At 54.8% G+C, this 25997-nt stretch carries 26 protein-coding genes and 3 tRNA genes; 10 read left to right on the top strand and 19 right to left on the bottom strand.

The features are described 5' to 3' along the window. Positions 1 to 140: 140 nt before the first annotated feature. The 5 genes from eptB to H5P17_RS03870 form a co-directional block, all read right to left on the bottom strand. Complete coding sequence (gene eptB / locus H5P17_RS03850) at positions 141 to 1793, bottom strand: kdo(2)-lipid A phosphoethanolamine 7''-transferase (protein WP_182821385.1); 1653 nt, start codon at positions 1791 to 1793, stop codon at positions 141 to 143. A 231-nt stretch (positions 1794 to 2024) separates the two neighbouring features. Next, complete coding sequence (gene celB / locus H5P17_RS03855) at positions 2025 to 3386, bottom strand: PTS cellobiose transporter subunit IIC (protein WP_044549727.1); 1362 nt, start codon at positions 3384 to 3386, stop codon at positions 2025 to 2027. Positions 3387 to 3441: 55 nt separating this feature from the next. Continuing rightward, entirely contained in the window at positions 3442 to 4743 is a 1302-nt protein-coding gene (locus H5P17_RS03860; protein WP_182821387.1) for a 6-phospho-beta-glucosidase, read from the bottom strand. Next, positions 4736 to 5038, bottom strand: a complete 303-nt coding sequence (locus tag H5P17_RS03865) for a PTS lactose/cellobiose transporter subunit IIA (protein WP_044549724.1) — start codon at positions 5036 to 5038, stop codon at positions 4736 to 4738. Before H5P17_RS03865 ends, H5P17_RS03860 begins: the two co-directional genes overlap by 8 nt. A gap of 134 nt (positions 5039 to 5172) precedes the next feature. After that, positions 5173 to 5478, bottom strand: coding sequence for a PTS sugar transporter subunit IIB (locus H5P17_RS03870; RefSeq protein WP_044549723.1), 306 nt, complete (start codon positions 5476 to 5478; stop codon positions 5173 to 5175). 402 nt (positions 5479 to 5880) lie between these two features. On the opposite strand from H5P17_RS03870, the gene H5P17_RS03875 reads away from it, so the two are divergent. Together H5P17_RS03875 and H5P17_RS03880 are read left to right on the top strand one after the other, a co-directional pair. Continuing rightward, a complete protein-coding gene (locus tag H5P17_RS03875) occupies positions 5881 to 7023 on the top strand; it encodes a MurR/RpiR family transcriptional regulator (protein ID WP_182821389.1) in 1143 nt (380 codons plus the stop codon). A 246-nt stretch (positions 7024 to 7269) separates the two neighbouring features. Then, positions 7270 to 7500 (top strand): biofilm development regulator YmgB/AriR family protein, encoded by a 231-nt coding sequence (locus H5P17_RS03880; protein ID WP_044549721.1) that lies wholly within the window; start codon positions 7270 to 7272, stop codon positions 7498 to 7500. 607 nt (positions 7501 to 8107) lie between these two features. Here the strand turns inward: H5P17_RS03880 and H5P17_RS03885 are convergent. The 6 genes from H5P17_RS03885 to uvrY all read right to left on the bottom strand — a co-directional run bounded on the left by H5P17_RS03885 (position 8108) and on the right by uvrY (position 11645). Beyond that, positions 8108 to 8193 (bottom strand) — tRNA-Leu (locus H5P17_RS03885). A gap of 10 nt (positions 8194 to 8203) precedes the next feature. Continuing rightward, positions 8204 to 8277 (bottom strand) — tRNA-Cys (locus H5P17_RS03890). Positions 8278 to 8335: 58 nt separating this feature from the next. Next, positions 8336 to 8411: transfer RNA gene (locus tag H5P17_RS03895), tRNA-Gly, on the bottom strand. Positions 8412 to 8556: 145 nt separating this feature from the next. Continuing rightward, positions 8557 to 9105: a CDP-diacylglycerol--glycerol-3-phosphate 3-phosphatidyltransferase gene (pgsA, locus tag H5P17_RS03900; RefSeq protein ID WP_020826238.1), complete on the bottom strand. Its 549-nt coding sequence runs from the start codon at positions 9103 to 9105 to the stop codon at positions 8557 to 8559. A 58-nt stretch (positions 9106 to 9163) separates the two neighbouring features. Beyond that, complete coding sequence (gene uvrC, locus H5P17_RS03905; protein ID WP_044549720.1) at positions 9164 to 10996, bottom strand: excinuclease ABC subunit UvrC; 1833 nt, start codon at positions 10994 to 10996, stop codon at positions 9164 to 9166. Further along, complete coding sequence (gene uvrY, locus H5P17_RS03910; RefSeq protein WP_041414407.1) at positions 10989 to 11645, bottom strand: UvrY/SirA/GacA family response regulator transcription factor; 657 nt, start codon at positions 11643 to 11645, stop codon at positions 10989 to 10991. Before uvrY ends, uvrC begins: the two co-directional genes overlap by 8 nt. A 778-nt stretch (positions 11646 to 12423) precedes the next feature. On the opposite strand from uvrY, the gene H5P17_RS03915 reads away from it, so the two are divergent. Both H5P17_RS03915 and H5P17_RS03920 read left to right on the top strand, forming a co-directional pair. Further along, the gene (locus tag H5P17_RS03915; protein WP_020826235.1) at positions 12424 to 12648 is read left to right on the top strand and encodes a DUF2594 family protein; all 225 of its coding nucleotides are present in this window, start codon (positions 12424 to 12426) and stop codon (positions 12646 to 12648) included. A 109-nt stretch (positions 12649 to 12757) separates the two neighbouring features. Next, entirely contained in the window at positions 12758 to 13099 is a 342-nt protein-coding gene (locus tag H5P17_RS03920; RefSeq protein ID WP_044549716.1) for a GlpM family protein, read from the top strand. A gap of 14 nt (positions 13100 to 13113) precedes the next feature. On the opposite strand, the gene H5P17_RS03925 is transcribed toward H5P17_RS03920, so the two are convergent. Further along, positions 13114 to 13545 (bottom strand): hypothetical protein, encoded by a 432-nt coding sequence (locus tag H5P17_RS03925; protein WP_182821391.1) that lies wholly within the window; start codon positions 13543 to 13545, stop codon positions 13114 to 13116. Positions 13546 to 13776: 231 nt separating this feature from the next. Then, positions 13777 to 14091, bottom strand: a complete 315-nt coding sequence (locus H5P17_RS03930) for a hypothetical protein (RefSeq protein WP_182821638.1) — start codon at positions 14089 to 14091, stop codon at positions 13777 to 13779. 462 nt (positions 14092 to 14553) lie between these two features. Between H5P17_RS03930 and H5P17_RS03935 the strand changes: the two genes are divergently transcribed. Next, positions 14554 to 14910 carry a hypothetical protein gene (locus H5P17_RS03935; protein WP_044549709.1) on the top strand — a complete coding sequence of 119 codons (357 nt, stop codon included), beginning with the start codon at positions 14554 to 14556 and terminating at the stop codon, positions 14908 to 14910. A 49-nt stretch (positions 14911 to 14959) separates the two neighbouring features. On the opposite strand, the gene H5P17_RS03940 is transcribed toward H5P17_RS03935, so the two are convergent. Genes H5P17_RS03940 through H5P17_RS03960 form a run of 5 tightly spaced genes read right to left on the bottom strand, consistent with a single transcriptional unit; the run spans position 14960 to position 18747 of the window. After that, the gene (locus H5P17_RS03940) at positions 14960 to 15115 is read right to left on the bottom strand and encodes a hypothetical protein (RefSeq protein WP_182821394.1); all 156 of its coding nucleotides are present in this window, start codon (positions 15113 to 15115) and stop codon (positions 14960 to 14962) included. Between the two features lie 48 nt (positions 15116 to 15163). After that, positions 15164 to 16426, bottom strand: coding sequence for an FAD/NAD(P)-binding oxidoreductase (locus H5P17_RS03945; protein WP_182821396.1), 1263 nt, complete (start codon positions 16424 to 16426; stop codon positions 15164 to 15166). Beyond that, on the bottom strand, positions 16419 to 16679 hold the full coding sequence (locus H5P17_RS03950; RefSeq protein WP_182821398.1) for a (2Fe-2S)-binding protein: 261 nt from the start codon (positions 16677 to 16679) through the stop codon (positions 16419 to 16421). Before H5P17_RS03950 ends, H5P17_RS03945 begins: the two co-directional genes overlap by 8 nt. Then, positions 16676 to 17800: an FAD-binding oxidoreductase gene (locus H5P17_RS03955; protein WP_182821399.1), complete on the bottom strand. Its 1125-nt coding sequence runs from the start codon at positions 17798 to 17800 to the stop codon at positions 16676 to 16678. The genes H5P17_RS03950 and H5P17_RS03955 overlap by 4 nt, the downstream gene beginning before the upstream one ends. Further along, positions 17800 to 18747 carry a 4-hydroxyproline epimerase gene (locus H5P17_RS03960; RefSeq protein ID WP_182821401.1) on the bottom strand — a complete coding sequence of 316 codons (948 nt, stop codon included), beginning with the start codon at positions 18745 to 18747 and terminating at the stop codon, positions 17800 to 17802. Before H5P17_RS03960 ends, H5P17_RS03955 begins: the two co-directional genes overlap by 1 nt. Before the next feature lie 388 nt (positions 18748 to 19135). Here H5P17_RS03960 and H5P17_RS03965 point away from each other — a divergent pair, with 388 nt between their 5' ends. The 5 genes from H5P17_RS03965 (at position 19136) to H5P17_RS03985 (ending at position 25419) form a co-directional block, all read left to right on the top strand. Beyond that, a complete protein-coding gene (locus H5P17_RS03965) occupies positions 19136 to 19981 on the top strand; it encodes an AraC family transcriptional regulator (RefSeq protein WP_182821403.1) in 846 nt (281 codons plus the stop codon). A 207-nt stretch (positions 19982 to 20188) separates the two neighbouring features. Continuing rightward, the gene (locus H5P17_RS03970; protein WP_182821405.1) at positions 20189 to 21109 is read left to right on the top strand and encodes a dihydrodipicolinate synthase family protein; all 921 of its coding nucleotides are present in this window, start codon (positions 20189 to 20191) and stop codon (positions 21107 to 21109) included. 57 nt (positions 21110 to 21166) lie between these two features. Continuing rightward, complete coding sequence (locus H5P17_RS03975) at positions 21167 to 22777, top strand: aldehyde dehydrogenase (NADP(+)) (protein WP_182821407.1); 1611 nt, start codon at positions 21167 to 21169, stop codon at positions 22775 to 22777. Positions 22778 to 22821: 44 nt separating this feature from the next. Beyond that, the gene (locus H5P17_RS03980) at positions 22822 to 24387 is read left to right on the top strand and encodes an APC family permease (RefSeq protein ID WP_182821409.1); all 1566 of its coding nucleotides are present in this window, start codon (positions 22822 to 22824) and stop codon (positions 24385 to 24387) included. Positions 24388 to 24405: 18 nt separating this feature from the next. Next, positions 24406 to 25419: an Ldh family oxidoreductase gene (locus tag H5P17_RS03985; RefSeq protein ID WP_255477858.1), complete on the top strand. Its 1014-nt coding sequence runs from the start codon at positions 24406 to 24408 to the stop codon at positions 25417 to 25419. Between the two features lie 52 nt (positions 25420 to 25471). Here the strand turns inward: H5P17_RS03985 and H5P17_RS03990 are convergent, their stop codons facing one another. After that, the gene (locus H5P17_RS03990) at positions 25472 to 25900 is read right to left on the bottom strand and encodes a universal stress protein (RefSeq protein ID WP_020826219.1); all 429 of its coding nucleotides are present in this window, start codon (positions 25898 to 25900) and stop codon (positions 25472 to 25474) included. Positions 25901 to 25997 lie beyond the last annotated feature (97 nt).

The raw sequence follows: 25997 nt of genomic DNA on the forward strand, positions 1-25997 counted from the left end.
TTGAGGTAGTGGAGGACAACCTTGCGGATGAATTCTGTTGTGTACTTTTTTCTGCCCATTTAAGCGTAAAACCCCTACTTGTTGGGTGTCCAACTTTCGGGGTTCACTTCATTACGGCGGTTGGTGGTGCGTTTTGGGACTCAGTTGACCTGACACCAGTTACGCTGTTTCACGATGCCGCCGTCCGGTGAGGTATAACCGATGCAGCCCAGAATGCTGTCGAACAGCTTTTCATGAAACACCGGTGTTTTAGCCTGTTGCAGCGCCTTTAACTGGTTAAACGCCGCCTGGTGATCGGGCTGACTGAGGAATTTGTCAGATGCCCACACCATGATAGGCACGGTGCGTTGCTCTTTCGGCGCATGATCGCGCGGCGTGCCGTGAAAATGCATATTTTCCGAGATCGACTCGCCGTGGTCAGATGCGTAAAACACGATAGCGTTGCGATTTCGCAACTGATTGAACACCTGCTCAAGAACATAGTCGGTGTACAACAGGCTGTTATCGTAAGAGTTGATCATCGATTCCGTTGAACAAGTGTCATCAATGCCCTGGCACTCCGGCTGGTAGCGGGCGAAAGCCCGGGGATAGCGCTCGGTGTACATATAATGCGAGCCTTTGGTATGCAAAATGACCAAATGTTTGCCCTGCGGATGACGGTCCAGTGAATCCTTCAGTTCATCGATCAACGCAATATCATCAACGGGTTTGCCGGCATTGCGTTTTTCCGCCTGAATGCTTTCTCGAAGAGAATAGCTGTCCGCCTGGGTCTTATTATAAAACCAGGCTTCGCTTTGCATGGAAAACAGCTCGGAGGAAAAACCCTGCTTTTTCAGCACCGAGAAAACGTTCATTTCCTTCAGTGTGCGCTGCGGCTCTTCCGAGGCGCCGCCTTCTCTGACGAACATGCAACGCAGACTGAGCTTGGTCGACGTGTCGCAAGAATAGCCTTGCAGCACCGCCAGGTTGGCTTCTTTGTCCAGATTCGGCGTATTGTCGCGCTGGTAGCCGTAGACTCCCATATGATCGCGCCTGGCGCTTTCGCCAATCACGAATACCACATAGAGATCGTTAACATCCTTTGGCGGCTGGTAGGTGAAATGCGCCGCCGGATCGTACAAATTACGGCTGTCTTCCGCCTGGCTGTACGAGCTGTAAGTCAACAAACCCAATGCCGAGAGCCAGTTGGACGGCGAATAACTGCCGGCCACTACCCCGCCATAGCTGGCCATCATCTGATTATTTTCACGATCGTGTTGATCCTGCACCTGGCCCATCAGTTGAAGCGGTAGCCAGCAGAACAGCCCTGCGGCCAACATAATGCCGCCTTTTTTACCCCATGCTAGCCGATTACCGCGCTTGAATGCGGCTTCGTGCATGGGGGCCAGCCAGATCAGCAGCAGCGGCAACAGGCTCACCAGTACCATCCACACGCCAAAATGCCAGCCGACCGACTCTTTGGACAAATCAACGTCGGTGGTCATTACCGCCGCCAGAATGCCGTAACCGATATCAACGTGGAACAGCACCATGTAATAGCTGGCGGCAACCGAGCTTAGTACCAGCAGCGAGGCCAAAACCCGAAACAAACGGCGCCCCAAAAACGAGATCAGCAAGGTAATAAAGCACACCAGACAAAAGGCAGCGACGACTTCAATGCCAATCGACAACAGGTTGTCGTTGTGGAGTTGTTGATAGCGTCGATAAAATATAGGGATATTGAGTAAAACACCGAGATAAAAAGCGATAAAGAAAGAGACCTGCAACTGGGTCCAACGTCGGAACTTCTGCATTTTTAATACCATTCCCGCCAAAGTGAGTTCATAGCCATCTGCCAGATACAGGTTGTTGTGAGAGTTTCTCTCCCCCTGCTGCTGGGTGGTTATCTGACAGGCAATTTAGGCAGGCGTTGCTAAGGAGGAGAAAAATAACGTTGTTATGATGTAACAATTCGTGTGTGAAGCGGTTTTTATCCTTCCTGCGGCAGCAGTTATGCTCACTACCGCAGGAGGGGGCCTTTATCTTTACGGCGTCAGGGGTTGTTCACCGACCGCAGCGCTTGGTACTGATGCTGCGGCCTGATTTTCTTCGCGGTATTTCTGCTTATCCCAGGCACGGAAGAACGGGTAGTAAATCGCCATTGAAATCAGCAGATTGACCACCTGGATCACGGTTCCCGAAATATGGCCGCCGGTCGCCAGATAGCCACTGATGAAAATCGGCGTGGTAAATGGCAAGGCTATACCAACCGGTGGCGTCACCAAACCGGTTGCCATCGCGGTGTAGGTCACGATCACCAGCACCACCGGCGTCAAAATAAATGGCAGGAAGAAGTACGGGTTCATCACCAGCGGGATACCAAATACCATCGGCTCGCTGATATTAAACAGGCACCCCGGTGCGGCGATTTTCCCCAGCTGTTTCATCTGCGCGCTACGGCTGCGCACCAGCATGAAGATCACCAACCCCAACAGGGCGCCGGTTCCGCCGGGCGCTATCCATAAGTCGTAAAATTGCTGAGTAATAATGTGCGGGATAGGCTGGTTGTTCTGAAAAGCCACCAGATTTTCCGACATATTCGCCAACCACACCGGCTGAATGAACACCAGTACGATAGCATCGCCATGCAGCCCCAGCGTCCACAGCAGGCCAATCAGGATCACCGAGAAAATCATCCCCGGCAGCGTTCCGCCCACGTGGTGCATCGGGATACCGATCAGCGTGGCGATCATGGTGTTGATATCGCCAAACGGCGTGGCTTCGACGATCAGGCGCAGCAGAAGGATCACTGCCAGCACGCAAAACCCCGGGATCAGCGCCAGGAAGGATTTCGCCACCGCCGGCGGTACCCCTTCAGGCATGTTGATCACCAGATTGCGGTTATGCACGAACCGGTAGATTTCCGTCGACAACAGCGCCACCACTATCGCCACGAACAATCCCTGGCTGCCGATAAAATTCATCGGCAGTACGCCTTTGACAATCTGCTCCGCAGCGCCCTTCACCGGCGCAAACAGCGTGTGCTGGGGAATGGTCATGATAAAGGCCACGAGCGAAACGGCACCGGTACTGAGCGGATCCATGCCGCGGTATTTTTCCGCCAGCCGGTAGGCAATGCCGAAGCTGGAGATAATCGCCATGATGTCGTAGGTCGCCTTGACCGGATACAACAGCTTGTCTCGCCAGGCCGCACCGAATACCTCCCCCATCAGGTTGGCATAGCTCGGGATCGGCAAGTAGGCGAAGATCAGGAAAAATGACCCGATCAACATAAACGGCATATTGAGAATGATGCCGTCTCGTACCGATAAAATGTGTTTTTGCCCGGCGATTTTTAACGCCGTCGGCAATACGTAACGTTCCAGAATGCTATTTAAACCCGCCATCATTCCCCCTGCCCGGCCAAGCCGGCTAGCATGATTATTATTATGGAATATCGACTTAGTTGAACTGCGGCAAATAGGCTTGGTTCAGGTTCAGCACCTCATCCAGCAAAGGTTGTGCGATACCGACGCCGCCAATCAGCGGATTCACCACCAGCGCCAACAGCGCACTCTGACGATCGCCATGCACCGCGGCCTCAATGGTCAAGCGTTCGAAATCTTTTACCTGCAGAGTCAACCCGTTCATGGCCAGCGGCAGCGGTCCGAAGCTCAGCGGGTGAGCGCCCTGCGCGTCGATCACGCAGTTGGTTTCAATTACCGCATCATCCGGCAAGCCCTGGATCGCGCCGTTATTGCGGGTGTTCACCACCAGCACCTTGCCGCTGTTATTGTGAATGGCGCGGATCAGTTCGACCGCAACTTCTGAATAGAAGGCACCGCCACGAAAGCTTAGCTGCTCCGGTTTTTTGTCCAGCGTCGGATCGGCATAGAGGGCAAATAACTCTGCCTCAACCTTCATCACCTGCTCAGCACGGGTTCCCTGCGCGGCGGCCGCTTCCAGCTCTTCGTCCAGCATGCTGGCCGTCTGATAAAAATAGCGGTGGTACGGGCAAGGGATCGCCCCCAGCGCCTGCAAAAATGCCGGCGGCCAAGGCAAGTCCTTGATGTTGTTCATCGACAGCGTTTCACCATTGCTCAGCATCTCCAGCACCTGGGCGGTCACATCCTTACCGCTTTGCGTAACCTGATGCACCCATACCATATGATTCAGCCCGGCAAAGCGCAGGTCCACCTGATCGTAGGGAGCCTTCAGCATGTCGGCGATCATGTGGTGCATGGTGATCGGCACGTTGCACAAACCGATAATCTTCGCCTTGCTGTAACGGGAGACCGCTTCCGTGACAATACCGGCAGGATTGGTGAAATTGATGATCCAGGCGTCCGGCGCCACCGCTTCTACGGTACGCGCCACTTCCAGCATGACAGGAATGGTGCGCAGTGCCTTGGCGAAACCGCCGACACCGGTGGTCTCTTGCCCCAGGCGCTGGTATTTCAACCCCAGACGCTCATCGGCAGCACGGGCGGCCAGTTGCCCGACCCGCAGCTGAGTCAGCACAAAGCTGGCACCACGAATGGCCGGTTCCAATGCGAAATGCACCGACACCACCACCTGCTCCAGCCCGTTGCGCTTGAGCATTCTTTTAGTCAGTTCGGCAATGATGCCCACTTTCTCGCGGCCGGACTCTACATCCACCAAGGCCAGTTCGGTTAATGGAACATCCTGATAGTGGGCGATCAGCCCCTCGACCAACTCCGGCGTGTAGCTGCTGCCCCCGCCAATTACGGTTATCTTAGTCATTGCTTTGCCCCTGCGGTAAACGGCGATAAAGCTCGATCATGTCGGTGGCCAGATCTTGAATCAGCATGGCGTTCATCAAATGATCCTGCGCATGCACCAGAATCAGACTGACCGGTATTTTCCCAACCCCTTCATCCATGCCAATCAGCTCCGTCTGCATGCCGTGCGCCCTCCCGATGCCGGCCTTTGCCTCTTCCAACTTAGCCTCTGCGGCCACGAACTCACCGCGACGTGCCAGTTGCAGCGCCGAAAGCAGCGAACTGCGCGCGCTGCCGGCATGAACAAGCAACTCCATAACGCTAGTTTCCAAATCCACCTTCGCCTCCCCGGCCTGATTTCAGGCACAGTGATCCCGCCGAGAGTCATGAAATAACCCACGGTCGATGAATAAATAAAAGGATTTAAGGGGCCAAGCCCCTCAGGGTGTTATCAGGCCAGCAAGCCCAGCGCCTTGTCCAGCACCTTGTCTCCACGCATGGTGCCGTAGTCCATCATGTCGATCACCGCGACAGTTTTACCCATTGGCGCAGCAAGTTCGCTAAGACGCGCATGTTCATATTTCACCTGCGGCCCCAGCAGCACAATGTCCGCACGCTCGACGATGCGCTCAAAATCCGCCACCGGCACGGCCTCAATCACGATATCCAGCGCCCGTTTTTGCGCCTCGGCTTTCATTTTTTGCACCAGCATGCTGGTCGACATGCCTGCTGCGCAGCATAAGACGATGGTTTGCATTTTCAGTATCCCGGTTGTTAGCCACTTGGCGATGCAAATATAAAACAGTTCCGTAACACGCTTGTAAATACCTTGATTCCATATGATTTGATTATGACTTTTGGCTAATCGTTTAAAAACAATGCATTAAACAATTTTCATCATGAAAATTTTTTTCAACACTGTGATCGACGATCTAATTTTTCATAACTATAAAATTTAAAAATGGCCTTTTATGTTTAAAAACAGAGTGATAAATCATTGACCAATAAACAATGCGAAGAGTATCTCGTTTTAAATCTGTACGGATTGAAAATTATTTTCATTAGCCTATTCTTCTGGTTATCGCTTTATGCCGTGTGAAAAACAGGCTAGTTTGAAGCACAGATCGCCGGTTGGCATTACAGAAGGGACACTGCAGTCATGGATCTCGTTTACCACATTCAGTTTCGCCAGGATCCGTTCAGCCGCCAGGAAGCAAAAGTTGCCCGAGCCATACTGAACAACCCGGGGTTTACTTCAACAGCAACCATTGAGCAATTGGCAGAGCGAGCAGGTGTCAGCACCGAGATCGTCGCTCATTTTGCCCAATCCCTTGGCTGTGAGGATCTTAACGACTTTATCGCGCTAATGCGCACCCAGCCTGCGCTGGCAACCACCCCGACAGAGGTAGCCCAACCCGTGCTCGGCGGCATGGATATCGCCTTTGCCTCTGCTGCCGGCATCGGCAAACTGCCTGGCGTCAGCTCCGCCATCCTCAGCCGTTTTGCTAAATCCATCGGTTGTGAAGATATTGGCGACATCGTCTATCAGATCCGTGCACGGCAAAACCAGTTCAGTCAGCAGGAAGCCAAAGTCGCACAGACCATTTTGGACGATATTGCCTTCGCTTCCTCCGCCACCATCGAATTGCTGGCCAGCCAGGCTGGGGTCAGCCCAGCCACCATTACCCGATTTGCCAAAACCATTGGCTGCGACGATATTCGCGATCTGCGCATGAAACTGGCTCAGGCCAGCGTGAGCGGCTCACGCTATTTGACCGCCCAGACTACGCCTAATGGCCCACCACGGCTCTGGCTACAGCGCGTCAACGACGTGGAAACCAGCTTGCATCAACAGCTGCAGCAAGTAGAACATGCAGCGCTGATCGATGCTTGCCAGCAACTGAGCCAATCCAAAAGCGTGCATATTTTTGGCGTAAACAGCATGGCGCTTTATGCCAATGAGCTGCAACAGCGCCTGGTGGGTCTGGGTTACCCCGCTTTTGTCTGCCAGGAGCCTGCGCTGATGCGCATGACGGCCTCCACGCTCAGCACGCAACAGTGCGTGATCCTGCTGTCGATGAGTGGGGAAAACAGCGATTTGCTTAACGCCGCCAAACTGGCCGGTGCCACCGGCGCGTATCGTATCGCCCTGACCCCGGCCGGTACCACGCTGGCCGGGCTGGCGGATAAAGTGTTGCCGCTTAGCGGTGGCAGTACGGCACGCTATGGACTGATGCTGACCCTAGACCTGCTGCTGGCACAGCTATTGCCCGAAAGCCTGGGGACACAGACGGAAGATTGAGCCTCTGCCACTGCACCGGTTGCGAGGGCCTTCAGCGGCAAACTCCGCCGCCGCAGCGGTGGCCTGAGGTTTTTCCTAATTCGCGGTCTGGGCTGCCACTGCCTATTGATAGGAATATTCTTACTACGTTATCGTTAACATTCCACTTAGCTATCAACCTAAGTGAAATTTGCACGACTTTATTTTTTTAATGGCTTCTCTGCCAGCTTCGGCTGGCACTTTAAATTTCACCAGCGGTAAAATTCTATGATCGATTACTCCCTTTACGGTCTCCACGATAGAGATATCGAGACATACCGTGAACAAATATACAGCCTGCTCGGCAAAGGCGTTATTCAGGTGCTTTCCGCTAACAAACCCATCAGCAAGCAAAATATTCTCGCCTACCTCATCGCTGAAATCGAAAGGCAACCCGACGAGTACGGTCAGAAACTGCACAGAGCAGCAATCGAGGTTATTGGAATCAATGCTCGCTAAGGAGAAGCATGCGCAAATCGGATCTGTGCGCGATCATTTCCATCGCTGTCGTCGTGGCAGTGATGTGGGTGGCAAACTGCAGTGCGGATAGGCTTCCGCTACTGGGAAGTGGAGGCTAGGCTCTAACGCCTGGAACAGGCAGTATCCGGCGATCGGCACAGCGATCTACCAGCCGGATATGTCTTGATTGGGTTGCCAGCCATAGTTTCAGGCTGGCCGCAGGGTTTAGGCTGAAAAAAGCCGACAATGCGAGCTAACGGCATTCGCCGGTTATTGCATTTTTCCCTTGAGGGCAAACATCGGAGCTTTGCGGGATCACACCCAGAATCGATCCAAAAGACCCTGAACAGCCAGACAGCATGACAATCGCCAATAAAAATAATCCCCCTTTCATCCAACACTCCTTATCTATTGCACTCTTTGGTTATAGATCACTTCTTACCAAGCGTCTTGAAAAAGGGTCTTTACCCGACAACAGGATAACAGTGATAGCAGAAGAATATTATGATGTGATATGACGAAATGGAATTTCAGGCACAAAAAAACCGCCTTCCGGCGGTCACGACATTACTGCTTATTGCTTTGATTATTCTGGAATTTATTTTCCTGGTACCCGGGGCGGGACTTGAACCCGCACAGCCATAAGCCGAGGGATTTTAAATCCCTTGTGTCTACCGATTTCACCACCCGGGCTCGGGAAAATTGGAGGCGCGTTCCGGAGTCGAACCGGACTAGACGGATTTGCAATCCGCTACATAACCGCTTTGTTAACGCGCCTAAATTCTTGTTTGCCTTTATCAGGCTAAAGCTCGTGAAACACCAGCTTCATCAAATTTGGAGCGGGAAACGAGACTCGAACTCGCGACCCCGACCTTGGCAAGGTCGTGCTCTACCAACTGAGCTATTCCCGCATTAATCAGAACTTACTGATTTTTTTGCTATCTTTCGGCAAATCACTGCTGCCGTCTGATGCGATGCATTCTACTTACCTGACGTAATGAGTCAATAAAATTGTTGTCTCATTACGTTCGTTTGACGATTTTTGCATCGCTTTGATCAGGGTTCCAGCAAATCTTTCCGCGCAGCGTTCAAATATTGGAACATTGACCAGAAAGTCAGCACCGCCGCGATGTACAGCAAACCGAAAGACACATACTCGACGGTACGATCGGGACGCCACAGCAGCCCGACCAGCGACATCATTTGCGCCATGGTTTTGACTTTGCCAATCCAGGACACCGCCACGCTGCTGCGCTTGCCAATCTCCGCCATCCACTCACGCAGCGACGAGATGATAATTTCACGGGCAATCATGGTTGCCGCAGGCAAGGTAATCCACCAGGTGTGATAGTGTTCCGCCACCAGCACCAGCGCTACCGCCACCATCACTTTGTCCGCCACCGGGTCGAGGAACGCCCCGAAACGGGTCGTTTGCTTCCAGCGACGGGCCAGGAAACCGTCAAACCAGTCGGTTATGGCAGCAAACACAAAGATGACGGCGCAAACCATCGGAGCCCAGGTGAACGGCAGGTAAAATGCCAGAACAAAGAATGGGATCAGAACTACGCGAAACAGAGTAAGCCAAGTCGGTATATTCAATTGCATAATGCTAGGGTAACTATCTGGCTGGAGTGGGAATTAAGAGTATGTTGCTACATTGCCCTCAGTGTTTCAATGCATTGTAGATCTTTTCTGCCAATGCTTGTGAAATACCCGGCACTTTTGCAATTTCCTCAACGCTGGCGTTCAATAATGGTTGAAGTCCGCCCATATACTTCAACAGCACCTGTCGCCGTTTTGGTCCAACGCCGTCGATCAATTCCAACGCGCTGGTGTTTCTTACTTTTGCCCTTCTCTGCCGATGCCCGGTGATCGCATGGTTATGCGAATCATCGCGGATATGCTGGATCACATGCAGCGCCGGCGAATCCGATGGTAAGGCAATACCCTCGCCTTCCGGCACAAAGAACAGCGTCTCCAACCCGGCTTTGCGGTCGGCGCCTTTGGCGATGCCAATCAGCAAAGGCTTGTTTTTATCCCAGGTCACGTTGAGCGAATTAAATACGTCAATCGCCATACCAAGCTGGCCTTTACCGCCGTCGATAAAAATAACGTCAGGGATTTTTTTCTCTTCCAGGGCTTTGCCATAGCGACGCTTCAACACCTGCGTCATCGCGGCATAGTCATCCCCAGGGGTAATACCGGTGATATTATAGCGCCGATATTCGGAACGTAGCGGACCATTCGAGTCAAATACCACACAGGAGGCCACGGTTTCCTCCCCCATAGTGTGGCTGATGTCGAAACATTCCATGCGGTTAATTTCAGCCAGATTGAGCACCTTCGCCAATTCTGCCAACCGCTGATGGATCGTCGACTGCTGGGAAAGCTTGGTGGTTAGCGCCGTTGCCGCGTTGGTGCGAGCCAGTTTAAGGTAGCGCGCGCGATCCCCTCGCGGTTTGCTCTGGATCTGGATTTTCCGGCCGGCCAGTTCTGAAAGCGACTCGGCCAGCAGGTCTTTTTCCGGCAGGGTGAAGTCCAACAGAATTTCCGCCGGCAAGGTGCGCATCTGGCTGCCCTGTAGATAGAACTGCCCGACAAAGGTTTGCACCACTTCGCTCATGTCGGTGCCGCCCGGCACTTTCGGGAAGTAACTGCGGCTGCCCAACACTTTCCCCTGACGGATAAACAGCACGTGCAGGCAAGCCATGCCGGACTCGAAAGCCACGCCAATCACATCCAGATCGTCGCTGTTGCCGGAAACGAACTGACGTTCGGTCACCCTGCGTACCGCCTGGATCTGGTCGCGGATGCGCGCCGCTTCTTCAAAGTTCAATGCCTTGCTGGCGTTTTCCATCCTTTCGATCAACTGGTGCAACACCTGCTGATCTTTACCGGACAGGAACAGGCGTACGTAATCCACCTGCTGCCGGTATTCTTCCTCACTCACCAATCCGGCGACGCAAGGCCCCAGGCAACGCCCAATCTGATATTGGAGGCAAGGACGTGAACGGTTGCGATACACGCTGTTCTCGCACTGGCGTATCGGGAACAATTTCTGCAACAGCGCCAGCGTTTCACGCACGGCATAAGAATTGGGGAAAGGCCCGAAATACTCCCCTTTGGCGTGTTTGGCGCCGCGATGAACCGCCAGACGTGGGTGGCTATCCGCGCTCAGGAAGATCAACGGGTAAGATTTATCGTCTCGCAAAAGAACATTATATCGCGGTTGGTATAACTTTATGTAGTTATGTTCCAGTAATAGCGCTTCTGTTTCGGTATGAGTAACAGTTACGTCTATTTGAGCGATATTTTTAACCAACGTCTCCGTTTTCCTGCTGCCAACCTGTTGGCGGAAGTAACTGGCGAGGCGTTTTTTCAGGTCTTTGGCTTTACCGACGTAGATAACCGTGCCAGTAGCGTCATACATACGGTAGACGCCAGGCTGGCTGGTTACGGTACTGAGAAATGCTTTGGCATCAAAACGGTCACTCACTGCTTAACAACGTCTCCGCATTGAACAATCCGTGTCGGATAGCCAGGTGTGTCAGTTCGACATCACCGCTGATATTCAGCTTGCTGAACATGCGGTAACGGTAACTGTTCACCGTTTTCGGGCTGAGACTCAGCTGTTCCGAGATCTCGTTAACTTTTTTGCCTTTGGTGATCATCAGCATGATCTGCAGCTCGCGCTCGGACAGGCAGCTGAACGGGGTTTCCGTCTGCGGCTCCAACTGGCTCAATGCCATCTGCTGTGCGATATCGGACGCGATATAACGCTGCCCGGCCTGCACCGTACGAATGGCATTCACCACATCCTGCGGCGCCGCACCTTTGCTGAGATAACCTGCGGCTCCGGCCTGCATCACCTTAGCCGGCAAGGGATTTTCAGTGTGAATAGTCAGCATGATGACTTTAACGTCGGGCGCATAGCGTACAATTTTGCGCGTGGCTTCCAGCCCGCCAATACCCGGCATGTTCATATCCATAAGAACGATATCTACGGCATTGCCACGGCACCATTTCACGGCGTCCTCACCGCACTGGGCCTCCCCGACAACTTTTATACCTTTGATATCTTCAAGAATGCGTCGTATCCCTGCGCGCACCAGTTCGTGGTCATCAACAAGAAGAACGCTAATCAAGGAAAAATCTCCAAAAAAGAAGGGAGTAACGCAATCAGCCTCTGTTATAGCCTGAGATATTACTTGTTTTTCAGCCAAGAATGAACACAGATTAATACTTACTTCCGATTAACTTTGCGCAGTGGGCCTGATTTTTGAATTTTAGTCACTGAGGCCACCCGATAAAACCCTTGTCTGCAGATAAAAAATCTTCGATGTAAATATTACCCTGAGTGAACCGGGCCCCATGATACTGCGACAATCCCGAAGCGAAGGTAAAATCAGTGTAAGCAATCGCAACACGGATAATATTAACACTAATACAACAAGATTGTAATCCATTGAAATAAAACAATATGACAGATTGTTCTTTCTCTTCCCTGGCAACAATCATTGCGCAAAGAAATTACTTGCTTCGGGCGTCTGCTCGCAGCCGGGGTTGATCATTTAAATAACCCTAACACGTTAACAATAACCCGACGGGCAAATACTTATTAACTCGAAAAAAATAACTTGGCTATTATTCCCTGGCGGCCCCGGGACCAAACTACCAACAGTCTATTCAATAATCACTAGTGACTATGCACTATAATGTGGAAGTTGATAAAACCAAGAGCGATGCCGCGTTAGCCACACCGACACGGATATCGCGCTATCGGTGCAGATGGATATCTGCATGCTATGCTATACTCCGCGCCCAGTTAAATACGCATCTGCACGTCTGGTTGAATGAATCCGGTGCGGGTGCGCACCACAAAGCACATTGTTTCAGGCTTCGGCCTCAAAATCAGGAGAGAAAATGAGCAACGTTGACTTTACTACGTCTGCAAACCCGGAAACGCTGGCGACAGAAGTCGCCTGTCTTAAAGCCACGCTGACGCTGATCCTGAAGTCGATCGGCCAGGCCGACGCCGGGAAAGTCATTATCAACATGGAACGCTTTATCGCGCAGATTGAAGATCCGACCCAGGCCGAAATCTTTAAAAACAGCATTCAGCAGATTAAGCACGCCTACCGCCAATAAGCTATCCCCTCCGGCCTGCCGTTACCGCGGGCCCGTTCCCCCAGCCTCCTGATGATTGATCACCCTGGTTATTTCAGGCAATGTGTTTTTATTTACGCCAGAGAGACATATGGGCATCGTGGTAAAAGCGCTGATTGGCGCACTGGTGGTGGTACTCATTGGCCTGCTTGCCAAAAGCCGCAGCTACTATATCGCCGGTCTGGTGCCATTGTTCCCGACCTTCGCACTGATTGCCCATTACATCGTCGGCAGCGAACGCTCAATCGAAGCGTTGAGAACCACGCTGATTTTCGGCATGTGGGCCGTTTTACCCTATCTGGTGTATCTGATTTCGCTGTATTTCTTTATCAACAGCATGAGGTTGTCCTGGGCGCTGGCCGCTGCGGTACTGTGTTGGATCGCGGCGGCCTGGCTTTTGATTACCCTATGGGGATGGTGGCAGGGGCGTTGACAGCCCCGCCAGAATTACGGCCTGCCGGCCTGCAGAACGAACCCGCGTTGCATATCTCCCGCCACGCGGAAATAGCGGCTTTCACCGGCACGCAACGTCATCGGTAACCGGCCGCTGGTATCGCGCCAGATACACAGACTGTTTTCGATCATATCCTGCCCAATGCTGATTTCATTATTGCCGACCGGCACCCGGAACTCAGCCTTTTCTTTCGCCGCCAGCGACGCAGCAAACTCGCCGTTGATATAAACCCCGGTTCGGCAACTGCCCGCCAACATCCCACTGTCACGTACCACCACTATCGTGGCAAAAGGGGTCTGCGGCACATTCTGATAAAGCAGCAGCCGGCTAGGGGGCGGTGATTCGGCCTGCTGCAGCGGAACGGACTGCGTGGCGCAGCCAGACAACAGCACGGTGGTAACAAGTAACGCGGCGTAATGCTTCATCCTGAGCTCCTGGGGAAAACCAACTTTTATAGTAGCAACACAATAGCCTGCGGCTATAGCGCCAGAGCATCATCAATGAAAAAATAGGATAACTTCCCGCATGCACGAGCTAATAGTAAAAACCGTGAACTCCCCTTCGCCGGCCGTGATGCCGTTCAGGCAGGACGGTCGGCCGACATAAGAAAATTCCGTAGTTAGTATATTGAAATGAATAAGATTTTTATGATTTCTTTAAAGCTTGACCATACGTTTTTGAATGTCTTCGCGAAAGGCATCGCCCACAAAATTAAAACCTTCCTCGGTCACATAAACGCGTGAGTAACCATTCTCTGATAGCGTCGTCACCATGTAACCCGCGCTGATCATCTCTGCTGAAGGCGCATTCATCAGCGTGAGAAAACCGCGTCCCCGGCACCATTGATAAAAACGAGTACGACCGTAACCAAATGAATCCCCGACATCGGAAAGGTTTCTTAACCTGTCACAATCTTCTGATAATGAAGGTAAATCAGCACTGTCTTTAGGTACTTCAGATTTATTCGCCAAAATAAAACTCCCTTTAACATCTTCATCATCATGACAATCACTTCTCGATCCTGAATCTAAAAAATTTACACATGAATTGCAATCGTATTACCGGCAAATTGAATAATAGTTTTATTTTCTATAATTTATAAAAAGCAATAGAAGAAACCCTATTCTAATTCATGACTCTTCAAATACCCTTGCGTTACCAATAATAAGAATTAATCTTTAGGTAAATATCTTAAAGAAATAGAATCAATACTCACCCAATGAAAGTTAGCAGGTACATTATAACAATGGGTACTATTTCATTATTAGAAATGACGTTTTCAGCCCTGTCCTGTCGGTATTACATCAACCTCGCCTAAACAATAACTATTATCATTTCCAATTTTAACATCAGTTTATTACACTCATGCCCTCTCTCGCCTAGGAAGATTCTTAGCGTGTGAATACAGGATGAAAGGAAGAGTTAGGGATACCATGAAGACGTTTAGCTTTTTGATTATGTTGCCATTAATGACATTGACTGCCTGTACCCAGTGGGAAAAGCCTGGTGCAAGCAGCACCACTCGCGAGGCCGACTATGCCGAATGCAAAGGGCGTGGTTATGAACGCTTTCCGCCCGATGTGGTGAGAGATTTTGAATTTAGCTACGAGAACCAATACCAGACCTGCGAGAAAAACAAGAAGGACTGCCCGGCAGGCTACCGTTACGATAAGCAGCCTTCGTTTAAAACAGTGCAGAACGATCGTAACGAAGATGCACGATCGGCAACCATTCAGGCATGTATGTATGGGAAAGGCTGGCACGAGAAAACCTATTATTGGCCGCAGTAGCCGTAATAACAGCGGCGCGGCCGGCACATCGCCTCACGCGCCACTGAGTTCACTCATCATCACCGTGCGGCATGCCGGTCCTGGGTTTACGCTTGTCCCCTTCCGGCTTTTTATCTTTTGCGGCCGATAGCGCCCGGCCAATCAACCACAACAATAGCGGCATCAACAGCAGGCACAGCCCCAGCGTGATCAGTGCATTCGTCATCCGTTATCCGCCCGATTTGTCCGGTCATCTTGCCTGAGTGTAGCAGGCTTATTGGTCAGTCTCGATGCCGTTCAATCGCGCCAGGGTTTCGACCCTTACCGGTGCCAGCGGTATCCGCGGTGCCGGTAGCGGCCAGCCAAGCAAATGACGCGCCGCCGTCGCGCAAATCTTCCCCTGACAAGCCCCCATGCCACAACGACTGCTCAGCTTGGCCGTCGTCCAGTCAGAAAAACCGCTTAGCTGGCTTAAGGAAACGTCTTCACAACGGCACACCAGGGTTTGCGGCTGCGCCAACGCTTTCAACGCGGGGTCCAGCGCAAAAGTCTGAGCCACGGCATCGGCGAATCGCCGCCATTTATCACGTTGCCGCATCAATCCCTTCGCCCGTTGTTGATTGCCGGTGGCGACATACCCGGCAATCGCCCCTTCCGTCAGCGCCAGCTCGCTGCCCCCGATTCCGGTGCATTCACCGGCGGCATAAATTTTCGGCTGGCTGGTCTGCTGGTTATCGTCCACGGCAACGGCGTCATCACAAAGGCGGCAGCCCAGCAGCATCGCCAGTTCGACGTTCGCCACCAGGCCAAAACCGCAGGCCAGGCGTTCGCAGGCCAGCGTCGTCACGCGAGTGCCCGTTTGCAGCCGTATCGCCGTCAACCGTTCATCACCTATGGCTTCCAGCACAAAGCTGCCAGGGCGGTAATGGCGGTTCAACAGGGTAAATGACTGGCGTAACTTGGCCGGCCAACGCCACAACCCGCCAGCAAACGCCGCCAGGCGCGTGGCGGAGGCCTGTTCTGCCACCCTCACCACTTCTCCCCCGGCCTTGATCACGCTGTTGGCCACCGCCAGCAGTAACGGACCACTGCCGGCAATCGCCACCCGCTCCCCTTTGATCGGTAATCCCTGTTTGATCTGTGCCTGCAGCCCACCGGCACCGGTCACACCAGGCAACGTCCAGCCGGGAAACGGCAATAGCAACTCACGTGCGCCACAGCACAAGATCAATGTTTGATAGTCCACCACTCCGCTGCCTGTCGCATCTTCGTAGAGCATTTTCTGCGGCCCACACTGAGCGATAATCTTCACCCCATTAAGCAAGGTCAGGTTACTCCAGGCCTCCACGGCCTGCCGATACCGATGCGCCAACGCCGGTAATACCACGTTGGGTCCGTCACGCCAGATCTGCCCGCCCGGCCGCAGGTTATCGTCAAGTACCAGCACTGACTGGCCACTTTCTGCCGCCGCGCGGGCCGCCGCCAGCCCGGCCGGGCCCGCACCGATAACCAGCACATCGCACACGAGGTCACTCATTTTCCGTCCTCTCAATCTGCATTCCCGACTGGCAGAGTGTCTGGCATGCCAGCCGGCGCAAGCCATTTACGGTCACGCGGCACTCCTGGCAAACCCCCATGCCGCAAAACGGCGAGCGCGCTTGTCCGCTGACCGAAACACGACAGCTGTCCGCACCACTCAGACTGAGCGCCGCCGCCACGCTAACCCCTTCCGGAACCCAGAGGCTTTCACCGTTAAGGGTCACCCTCAGTTGATTCTGTTTTTGGCTCATACCGCTAACGCCTCCGTACTGAACATGCGTGCAGCCAAATAAGGCGTGTCGTCAATCGCCGGGCGATGATGGAGGATCTGCGCGGCAATCAGCTCAGCACTGCCCAACGCGGTGGTGACGCCTAACCCTTCGTGCCCCAGCGCCAGCCACAACCAGCGGTGTTGCGGATGCGGGCCCAACAGCGGCAAACCGTCGGCGGAGGCGGCACGCTGGCCGGTCCAACAGCGAATGACGTTCATCTGCGCCAGCGTGGGCAGAAAAGCGTTGGCGCGCGCCAACATTGCGGCCAGCAACGGCAAATCGATGTCACTGTCGGGAGCATCAAACTGGCGAGAAGAGCCGATCAACAACTGGCCCGTTGGGCGCGCCTGAACGTTAAACGCCACCGAAGTCCCGTCGCTGGCGTGGGCGCTGGCCCCATAGCCCAATTCAACCAACTGATGATGAACTCTGTGCGGATAGCGATCGGTAATTGCCAACTGCCCTTTCTTGGCCCGCAGTAGGGGCTGTTCCAGCAACCTATTGGCCTGCAGACCGCAGGCCAACACCACTACAGGTGCCGTCAGACGTTCACCGCTCGCCAGCACGACGGCCCGATCTTCCAACGCACAAGCCTCCCCGATAATGACTCTGATTGCCGACCCGGCGTCGCTCACCAGCCAGCGGGCCACATTAGGCGCATAAACAATGCCATCGCCCGGCACTCGCAGTCCGCCCGCCAAACCGGTGCGTAGCATAGGTTCCAGGCCCGCCACCTGTGCGGCGCTTTGCATTTCGCCGGTCACGCCATACTCCGCCATACGCCGGAGCTTGGCTTCGGCAATCGCCATTTCATCGTCCCGCTCTGCCAGCCACAGCGTACCACAGCCACGCCAGGCGCAGTTTTCCGGCATTCGCGCCACCAGGCTGCGCCACAGCTGCAGCGAGTAGGCGCTTAAGGCCAGCTCGGCAGGGTTGTCGTCCATACAAACCAGATGGCCCATGCCTGCGGCGGTCGCACCGGCGCGCTGATTATCCACCAGCAGCACCTGCAGTCCTTGTTGCGCCAGACGCCAGGCACAGGCGGCACCAATAATACCGGCCCCCACCACAATCGCTTCAGCAGGCCTGTCAGCAGCCATCAGCGGATACCCCAAACGAAAGGGTCACGCTCATCCAACAGCAGTTGGCTGTCAGCGCACACATAGGCTTGCCCACGGATAAACGGCGTCACGCGATCGCCGTTGCGTTGGTAATAACCGCTGAACTGACTGCCGATCACGCTCGCCTGACGCCAGATCTCACCCGGTTGCAGCTTGCCGTCGGCCGCCAGACAGGCCAGTTTTGCGCTGGTGCCCGTCCCGCACGGCGAGCGGTCATAGGCTTTACCCGGGCAAAGCACGAAGTTACGGCTGTCCGCCTGCGGATCGGCAGCGAACAGTTCAATATGGTCGATAACCCCGCCGTCTTCGCCATAAGTCCCCGCAGACTCCAGCGCCACCCGCACCGCCCAACAAAAAGCGGTGAGCGCGTCCAGGTTTTGCGTATCGATCGCCAGCTGATGTTCACCGATAAGGAAAAACCAATTCCCGCCCCAGGCAATATCACCCACCACCGGGCCATAACCGCTCACCTCCACCCTTACCTGTCGGCGGTAACGATAGGCCGGTACGTTTTCCACCGTCACGCTGCCATCCTCATGCAGTCTGGCATTGACCGTGCCGACAGGCGTTTCAATCAGGTGATCCCCCACGCCAATTCGCCCCAGATAGGCCAATGAGGCCACCAGGCCAATGGTGCCGTGGCCGCACATGCCCAAATAGCCGGCGTTGTTGAAAAAAATCACCCCGGCGGCGGCCTGTGGCGAACAGGGCTGGCAGAGTAGAGCCCCGACCAGAACATCATTGCCGCGCGGCTCCAGAATGATGGCACTGCGCCAGTCGTCATACTCTTGGGCGAATCGGATTTTGCGCTCCGCCATACTGCCGGTACCCAAATCGGGAAACCCATCGATGATCAACCGGGTGGGTTCACCGGCGGTATGGGAATCGATCGCCCGCAGCGCGGTGAAATGCGAAGAAAGTGCCATCGGAGCCTCCTGAGTTAATGAAATGTTACCGATGACATTAGCCTGACCGAATCTGCCGATCGCCGCTTGATGCATTTCGGCTCGGCGCATGCAGAAATCAGCACAGTCCTTAATTGGATATCCGGTTAGCGCCGAACAGAGAAAAGTGAGTAACCATAAGAATGAGTTATTTATCAATTTGTTACTTTCATGCTATCTCTAGACCGGTACGAAAGAGGTCATTTTTTCTGTATGGAATACGTCACGGAGGGAAAAAGTTTGCGGTGATCCGCATAATTGAAGGCTTCGCTTGAAAAGTTATAGGAAAGTTAATATTGATGAGGCGCGTTAAAGATGGCCGACCTGGCCACTCCAGATTCTGTGCCATTCAGCGGGAAAAGGTATTGCCATGCGATTAACTCAACACCACCAGGTTATCACTGACACCCGGCCCGCTTTCGATGAACAGGAAGATGATGCGTTCGCCGTTGAACAGCTTTCCCGCTGGTGTGATGGCCTGGCACAGCAACGGCCGAATACTCTGCGCGATCTGCTGAATTCACTGGCGTTGATCGCCCCGCTGCTCAATGCCATACCCAACGTGGTGTTCTTCATCAAAGACGTGCAAGCCCGTTATCTGTTCGCCAATCTGACGCTGGCCAAACGCTGTGGGTTTAAAACCGTCTCGCCGTTGCTGGGCAAAACCTCGGCGGACGTTTTCCCGGCCCAGCTCGGATCGGGGTATACCGAGCAGGATCTGCGCGTGCTGCGCCACGGGGAGCTGATCCAGGATCAACTGGAAATGCACTTGTATAACGGCCGCGAGACCGGTTGGTGTCTGACGCAAAAGCTGGCGTTGTACGACGCGCAGGGCAAAATCATCGGCATGGCCGGCATTTCGCACGATCTGCAGGAAGCCAAGGCCAATCACCCAGCCTATCAGCGGCTGGCGGCCATCGATGTCTACATTCGCCAGCATTACGCCCGACCGATCGCACTTGAGGAACTGACAGCGCTCACGGCACTTTCTGTGGCGCAGATTGAACGTTACTGCAAACGTATTTTTCATCTCACCCCGCGCCAGATGATCCACAAGGTGCGGCTGGAAAAAGCCACCGAACTGCTGGCCGGTGATATGCCTATTACCGACATCGCCTTGCAGTGCGGCTACACCGATCACAGCGCATTCAGCCGCCAATTCAAAGCCATGACCGGTTCAACACCGCGCGATTTCCGCACCACCATCACTCTTTAACGCGCTGATTTATATTATTAAAAAATTCGCCATGGTGCCTTGTGCATCAGGTTCCCTCTCGTCTGCAGCTCCGCCTCACTGTGCCAATTTCGTCATGGCATTCGGCGAAAACCGTCAAGCCCCTGCGAACAATACAGGTCAATCTGTGATTGGATTTTACCAATAATTCACCATTGATTAACAAACTTGGACGACAGGAAAAACACTATGAGCCATAAAGCCATTAGCTGGAGCGGCGTATTCCCGGCGGTCAGCACTCAGTTCCGCAGCGATTTTTCTCTGGATCTCGACGCCACCCATACGGTGATCAAAAACCTGGTCAAAGACGGCGTTTCGGGCCTGGTGGTGTGCGGCACCGTGGGTGAGAACACCTCGCTGACCGTTCAGGAAAAACTGTCGGTGATTGAAGTGGCACGCGACGCAGCTCAGGGTCAGGTCCCGGTGATTGCCGGTATCGCCGAGTTCACCACCGCCTTTGCGCGCAATATGGCGCGCGAAGCCCAAAAAGTCGGCGTCGACGGTATCATGGTAATGCCGGCGTTAGTCTATTCAGCCAAACCCCATGAAACCGCAACGCATTTTCGCAGCGTCGCTACCGCCACCGATCTGCCGATCATGGTCTACAACAACCCGCCAATTTATAAAAACGACGTGACGCCGGACATCCTGACGTCATTGGTCGATTGCGAAAATATCGTCTGCTTCAAGGACTCCTCCGGCGACACCCGTCGCTTTATCGATTTGCGCAATGAAGTGGGCGATCGCTTTGTGTTGTTCGCCGGGTTGGATGACGTGGTGCTGGAAAGCATCGCCGTCGGCGCCGAAGGCTGGATCTCCGGCATGTCCAACGCCTTCCCGCGTGAAGGCGAAACCCTGTTCCGTCTGGCGAAGCAAAAACGCTTCGAGGAGGCGCTGGCGTTGTACAGCTGGTTTATGCCGCTACTGCATTTGGATGCGCGCCCCGATCTGGTGCAGTGCATCAAGCTGTGTGAAGAGTTGGTGGGTCGCGGCAGTGCCATTACCCGTCCGCCACGCCTGGCATTGCAGGGCGATACCCTGGCCGAGGTCTCAGCAGTGGTCAATAAAGCGCTGGCCAACCGCCCTGCGCTGCCGGATGTCGGCCTCTGATCGCCACTCACGCCCGGCGACCTGCCGGGCTCTGTCACTAAACCAACGGGGGATCCCATGCCCAACACCCATACCATCAGCGGCCAACAGTTTATCGGCGGTCAACGCCGTGCCAGCGGCGAGGCCCAGCTTGTCAGCCTGCGCGCCGACAACGGCCTGCCGACCGGCCACGTTTTTTTCTCGGCCAGTCACGAAGAAGCCGCCGCCGCCGCCGATGCCGCCGCACAAGCATTCACGGCCTATTCTCAGCTCAGCGCCGAACGCCGAGCCGACTTTCTTGAGGGCATTGCCGACCAATTAGACGCTCTGGATGAGGATTTCTTCGGCTACGCCATGCAGGAAACCGCCCTGCCGTTAGCCCGACTGAGCGGTGAACGGGCCAGAACCAGCGGCCAGATGCGACTGTTTGCCACCCTGCTGCGCCGTGGGGATGTACATGGCGTGCGCATAGACAGCGCATTACCTCAACGAACGCCACTGCCCCGCCCGGATCTGCGGCAGTATCGCACCGCCCTAGGGCCAGTGGCGGTGTTTGGCGCCAGCAATTTCCCATTGGCATTCTCCACCGCAGGCGGAGACACCGCGGCCGCGTTGGCCGCAGGCTGTCCGGTGGTGTTCAAGGCGCACAGCGGCCATATGATCACCGCAGAACTGACCGCGCTGGCCATCGAACGGGCAAGAGAACAACAGCAGATCCCGGCAGGGGTTTTCAACATGATTTACGGAGAGCGCATTGGCGCGGAGCTGGTGCAGCATCCGGCCATTCAGGCAGTGGGTTTCACCGGATCGCTACGGGGCGGCCGGGCCTTGTTCGATTTGGCCCAGCGGCGCACCCAACCGATCCCGGTATTTGCCGAGATGTCGAGCATCAACCCGCTGATCATTATGCCGCAGGCTTTAGCTCGCCGTGGGCAGCAGATCGCCCACGAGCTGGTCGCATCCTTCACCCTAGGCTGCGGCCAGTTCTGCACTAAACCAGGGCTTATCATCGGGCAACGCGGCGAAGCATTCAGCGAATTTGTGCGCGAACTGAGCGCGCAGGTCAACGCCGCGCCTGCGCAAGCCATGCTCAATGCCAGCACGCTGGCCAATTATCGCCACGGGTTAGCCTCCCTTGATGAACAAAACGGTATCCGTCACCTGGCCGGTCACCGCGAACAGCGCCCGCATTTAGCCACGGCGCAGCTCTATCAAGCCGATATCGATTTGCTGCTCAGCGGAAACCCGCTGCTGCAAGAGGAAGTGTTTGGCCCGGCAGCCATTCTGGTGGCAGTGGAAGATCATAGGCAGTTGGTCGCCGCACTGGACAGCCTGCAGGGGCAACTGACCGCCACGCTGCTGACAGAAAACGAGGATCTGACCGATGCAGAACCGCTGGCCCAACGGCTAACCCAAAAAGCGGGACGGGTCTTGTTCAACGGCTATCCGACCGGGGTAGAGGTCTGCGATGCCATGGTGCACGGCGGCCCTTATCCGGCCACCAGCGACGCACGCGGAACCTCGGTGGGTACGCTGGCTATTGAACGTTTTCTGCGCCCGGTCTGTTTGCAGAATTACCCCCCAGCGTTGCTGCCGCCGCAGCTGCAAGACAGCAATCCACTGGGCCTGCTGCGGCTGGTTAACGGGATTTATACCCGTGATCCTCTTCGCTCACCTGCCAACGACTAACCAAATCGCATCTGTCTGCCACCTAATAACAAAAGGGTCATTCCATGACAACCCAAGGCAAATTCAAGAAGCAGCTTACGCTCACCGATCTGACGTTTATCGGCCTGGGCGCAATCTTTGGTTCCGGCTGGCTGTTCGCCGCCAGCCACGTCTCTTCCATTGCCGGCCCGGCCGGTATTTACTCCTGGCTGATCGGCGGTCTGGCCGTGTTGCTGCTCGGCATTGTCTATTGTGAGCTGGGCGCAGCGCTGCCGCGCGCCGGCGGTATTATCCGCTACCCAGTGTTTTCCCACGGTGAACTGATGGGCTATCTACTGGGCTTTATTACCCTGATAGCGTTCTCCAGCCTGATCTCTATTGAGATCGTGGCCGCCCGCCAGTACGCCGCGGCCTGGTTTCCTTTTTTGAGCCAACCGGGATCCGGCGATCCGACGCTGATCGGCTGGCTGGTCCAACTGTTGCTGCTGTGTTTTTTCTTTGCGCTGAACTACTACAGCGTCAAAACCTTTGCCAAATCCAACAACCTGATCAGCGTGATTAAATTCGTGGTGCCGCTGTTGGTGATCGTCGTGCTGTTCAGTTTCTTCAAACCCGAAAACTTCCATAGCCAGGGGTTTGCTCCCTTTGGCTCCGCCGGCGTCGAGGCCGCTATATCCGCCGGGGGGATTATTTTCGCCTACCTGGGCCTGACGCCGATTATCTCGGTTGCCAGCGAGGTGCAAAACCCGCAGCGCACCATTCCTATTGCGCTGATCCTGTCGGTCGTGTTGTCCACGCTCATTTACGTGCTGCTGCAGGTGGCTTTCCTCGGCAGTATTCCCAGCGAGATGCTGAGCGGCGGCTGGGCCGGGATCAGCCAGCAATTTTCGCTGCCCTACCGTGATATCGCCATCACCCTGGGCATGGGCTGGCTGGCGTTTCTGGTGGTGAGTGATGCGATTATCTCGCCGAGCGGCACCGGCAACATTTACATGAACGCCACACCACGGGTGGTATACGGTTGGGCGCGCGCCGGCACCTTCTTTAAAATATTCACTCGCGTCGACGGCGAGTCCGGCATTCCGCGTCCTGCTCTCTGGCTGACTTTCGGCTTGTCGATCTTCTGGACGCTGCCCTTCCCTTCATGGGAGAAGCTGATCGGTGTGGTTTCCGCCGCGCTGGTCCTGAGTTACGCCATTGCGCCGGTCACCGCCGCCGGCCTGCGCCGCAACGCCCCTGATCTGCCTCGGCCATTTTTCGTGCGCGGTTTCTGCGTGCTCGGCCCGGTGTCATTTATCATCTCGGCGCTGATCGTCTACTGGTCCGGTTGGAACACCGTGTCCTGGCTGCTCGGCCTGCAAATTCTGATGTTCGTGGTTTATATCCTGTTCAAAAACAAGGTGCCGACCCACGCCGTCAGCCTCAGGCAGCAGGTTTGGTCTTCGCTGTGGCTGATTGCCTTCTATGCGCTGATTATCATCGCTTCCTACCTCGGCAGTTTTGGCGGTATCAACGCTATTGGTCACCCGTGGGACACCATAACCGTGGCGGTCATTGCGCTGGCGATTTACTACTGGGGCGCCAATACCTGTTTGCCTCGGGCGAATTTTGCCGGTGATGAAGAAGAGTAAACCCAGAGGAGATATTCGATGATGCCAACCCAGAGCCTGACGCTGGACCAAGCCTATGAACTCGCACTACGCGCATTACGCAGCAACGGTTTTAGCGTTGAGCACGCCGAAGCCGTCGCGCAGAATGTGACCGCCGGCGAACGCGATGGCTGCGCCTCGCACGGTTTGTATCGGGTGCTTGGCTGCGTGCGTTCGCTGTTGGCGGGTAAAGTGTCCGCCGATGCCCAACCGACGCTAATCGATCAAGCCCCGGCGATTTTGCGGGTAGACGCCCACGGGGCCTTTTCGCTGTTGGCCTATCGCACGGCACTGCCGGCCTTTATCGAAAAGGTGCACACCAACGGCATCGCCGCGCTGGCCATTAATCATTGCGTGCATTACTCGGCATTATGGGCCGATATCGAACCTTTAACCGATCAAGGTCTGGTGGCGCTGGCCTGCACGCCCAGCCATGCCTGGGTCACGCCGGCAGGGGGAACCCGACCGCTGTTCGGCACTAACCCTATCGCCTTCGGCTGGCCACGCCCACAGCTGCCACCCTTTATTTTTGATATGGCCACCAGCGCCGCCGCACGCGGCGAGATTGAACTGCATCGCCGTGCCGGTACCCCGCTGCCGCCAGGATGGGGCATCGACCGGCAAGGGCAGCCCTCAACCGATGCCGAAAGCGTGTTACAGGGCGCAATGCTGACTTTCGGCGGTCATAAGGGTTCAGCGCTGGCAGCAATGGTGGAACTGATTGCCGGGCCCCTGATCGGCGACATGACCAGCAAGGAGTCGCTGGCCTACGATCGGCAGACCGGCTCTTCGCCTTACGGCGGCGAGCTGATCATCGCCATGGATCCCGAACGTTTTCTGGGGCCGGATAAAGCGATGCATTTGGCCAGGGCGGAAGCCCTGTTTGCTGATATGAGCGAACAAGGCGCGCGCATCCCGGGGGAACGGCGCTTTCAACAGCGGCAACACAGTGAGCAGCACGGCGTCACCCTACCGCAGACGCTGTATGAGGAGATTATGGCGCTGTGCCGCTAAAGCAAAATGAGGCAGGCCCGCAGCGTTAAACTGCGGGCCTGATTTGAAAGGATTACCGAACGACCATCACCGAAATATTGGCATGGCGAACAATGGCCGCCGCATTGGAACCCAGCAGGTAGGTTTTCACGCTCGGACGGCGCGAGCCGATAATGATCAGATCGGCTTCGATCTCCTCTGCCAGTTCCAGTACCTGATCGCGCGGCGAACCGAAGCTGACGGTGTAATCCAGCCGCTCCAGCGGAAGGTCGATTTCCGCCATGATCTGCTTAAGCTTATCCACCGCCTTCACTTCCGCCTTGTTCTCAAACTCTTTGATGCCGAAAGAGTAAGCGGTCACGAATGCCGAGGCGTCCGGCAGCGCATGGAAAAAGTGCACTTTGGCACCGGACATTTTCGCCAGGTACACCACATGCTCCAGCGCATGCTCGGTCAACAGATCTTCTTCAATATCTATCGGCACTAATATGGTCTTGTACATATTACATCCCTTCTATGTAACCGTGGTGCCCACAGGGTACTGCCGGGAAGGATAAGGGTGAACCGCTTTGTCACGCTTTTGTGATCGGCGGTAAATA

The sequence above is a fragment of the Serratia sp. OS31 genome (genome assembly GCF_014164835.1).
In the GTDB taxonomy this organism is placed as follows: Bacteria; Pseudomonadota; Gammaproteobacteria; order Enterobacterales; family Enterobacteriaceae; genus Serratia; species Serratia liquefaciens_A.

Excerpts from the sequence above, each read along its gene's own strand:
- H5P17_RS03960 (WP_182821401.1), bottom strand. The coding sequence starts at position 18,747 with ATGGCACTTTCTTCGCATTTCACCGCGCTGCGGGCGATCGATTCCCAT.
- H5P17_RS03985 (WP_255477858.1), top strand. The coding sequence starts at position 24,406 with ATGATGCCAACCCAGAGCCTGACGCTGGACCAAGCCTATGAACTCGCA.
- H5P17_RS03880 (WP_044549721.1), top strand. The coding sequence starts at position 7,270 with ATGATCGATTACTCCCTTTACGGTCTCCACGATAGAGATATCGAGACA.
- H5P17_RS03970 (WP_182821405.1), top strand. The coding sequence starts at position 20,189 with ATGAGCCATAAAGCCATTAGCTGGAGCGGCGTATTCCCGGCGGTCAGC.
- H5P17_RS03925 (WP_182821391.1), bottom strand. The coding sequence starts at position 13,545 with ATGAAGCATTACGCCGCGTTACTTGTTACCACCGTGCTGTTGTCTGGC.
- H5P17_RS03935 (WP_044549709.1), top strand. The coding sequence starts at position 14,554 with ATGAAGACGTTTAGCTTTTTGATTATGTTGCCATTAATGACATTGACT.
- eptB (WP_182821385.1), bottom strand. The coding sequence starts at position 1,793 with ATGCAGAAGTTCCGACGTTGGACCCAGTTGCAGGTCTCTTTCTTTATC.
- H5P17_RS03865 (WP_044549724.1), bottom strand. The coding sequence starts at position 5,038 with ATGGAGTTGCTTGTTCATGCCGGCAGCGCGCGCAGTTCGCTGCTTTCG.
- H5P17_RS03990 (WP_020826219.1), bottom strand. The coding sequence starts at position 25,900 with ATGTACAAGACCATATTAGTGCCGATAGATATTGAAGAAGATCTGTTG.
- H5P17_RS03945 (WP_182821396.1), bottom strand. The coding sequence starts at position 16,426 with ATGAGTGACCTCGTGTGCGATGTGCTGGTTATCGGTGCGGGCCCGGCC.
- H5P17_RS03975 (WP_182821407.1), top strand. The coding sequence starts at position 21,167 with ATGCCCAACACCCATACCATCAGCGGCCAACAGTTTATCGGCGGTCAA.
- H5P17_RS03920 (WP_044549716.1), top strand. The coding sequence starts at position 12,758 with ATGGGCATCGTGGTAAAAGCGCTGATTGGCGCACTGGTGGTGGTACTC.
- H5P17_RS03870 (WP_044549723.1), bottom strand. The coding sequence starts at position 5,478 with ATGCAAACCATCGTCTTATGCTGCGCAGCAGGCATGTCGACCAGCATG.
- celB (WP_044549727.1), bottom strand. The coding sequence starts at position 3,386 with ATGGCGGGTTTAAATAGCATTCTGGAACGTTACGTATTGCCGACGGCG.
- pgsA (WP_020826238.1), bottom strand. The coding sequence starts at position 9,105 with ATGCAATTGAATATACCGACTTGGCTTACTCTGTTTCGCGTAGTTCTG.
- H5P17_RS03860 (WP_182821387.1), bottom strand. The coding sequence starts at position 4,743 with ATGACTAAGATAACCGTAATTGGCGGGGGCAGCAGCTACACGCCGGAG.
- H5P17_RS03965 (WP_182821403.1), top strand. The coding sequence starts at position 19,136 with ATGCGATTAACTCAACACCACCAGGTTATCACTGACACCCGGCCCGCT.
- H5P17_RS03950 (WP_182821398.1), bottom strand. The coding sequence starts at position 16,679 with ATGAGCCAAAAACAGAATCAACTGAGGGTGACCCTTAACGGTGAAAGC.
- H5P17_RS03940 (WP_182821394.1), bottom strand. The coding sequence starts at position 15,115 with ATGACGAATGCACTGATCACGCTGGGGCTGTGCCTGCTGTTGATGCCG.
- H5P17_RS03955 (WP_182821399.1), bottom strand. The coding sequence starts at position 17,800 with ATGGCTGCTGACAGGCCTGCTGAAGCGATTGTGGTGGGGGCCGGTATT.
- H5P17_RS03875 (WP_182821389.1), top strand. The coding sequence starts at position 5,881 with ATGGATCTCGTTTACCACATTCAGTTTCGCCAGGATCCGTTCAGCCGC.
- H5P17_RS03915 (WP_020826235.1), top strand. The coding sequence starts at position 12,424 with ATGAGCAACGTTGACTTTACTACGTCTGCAAACCCGGAAACGCTGGCG.
- H5P17_RS03980 (WP_182821409.1), top strand. The coding sequence starts at position 22,822 with ATGACAACCCAAGGCAAATTCAAGAAGCAGCTTACGCTCACCGATCTG.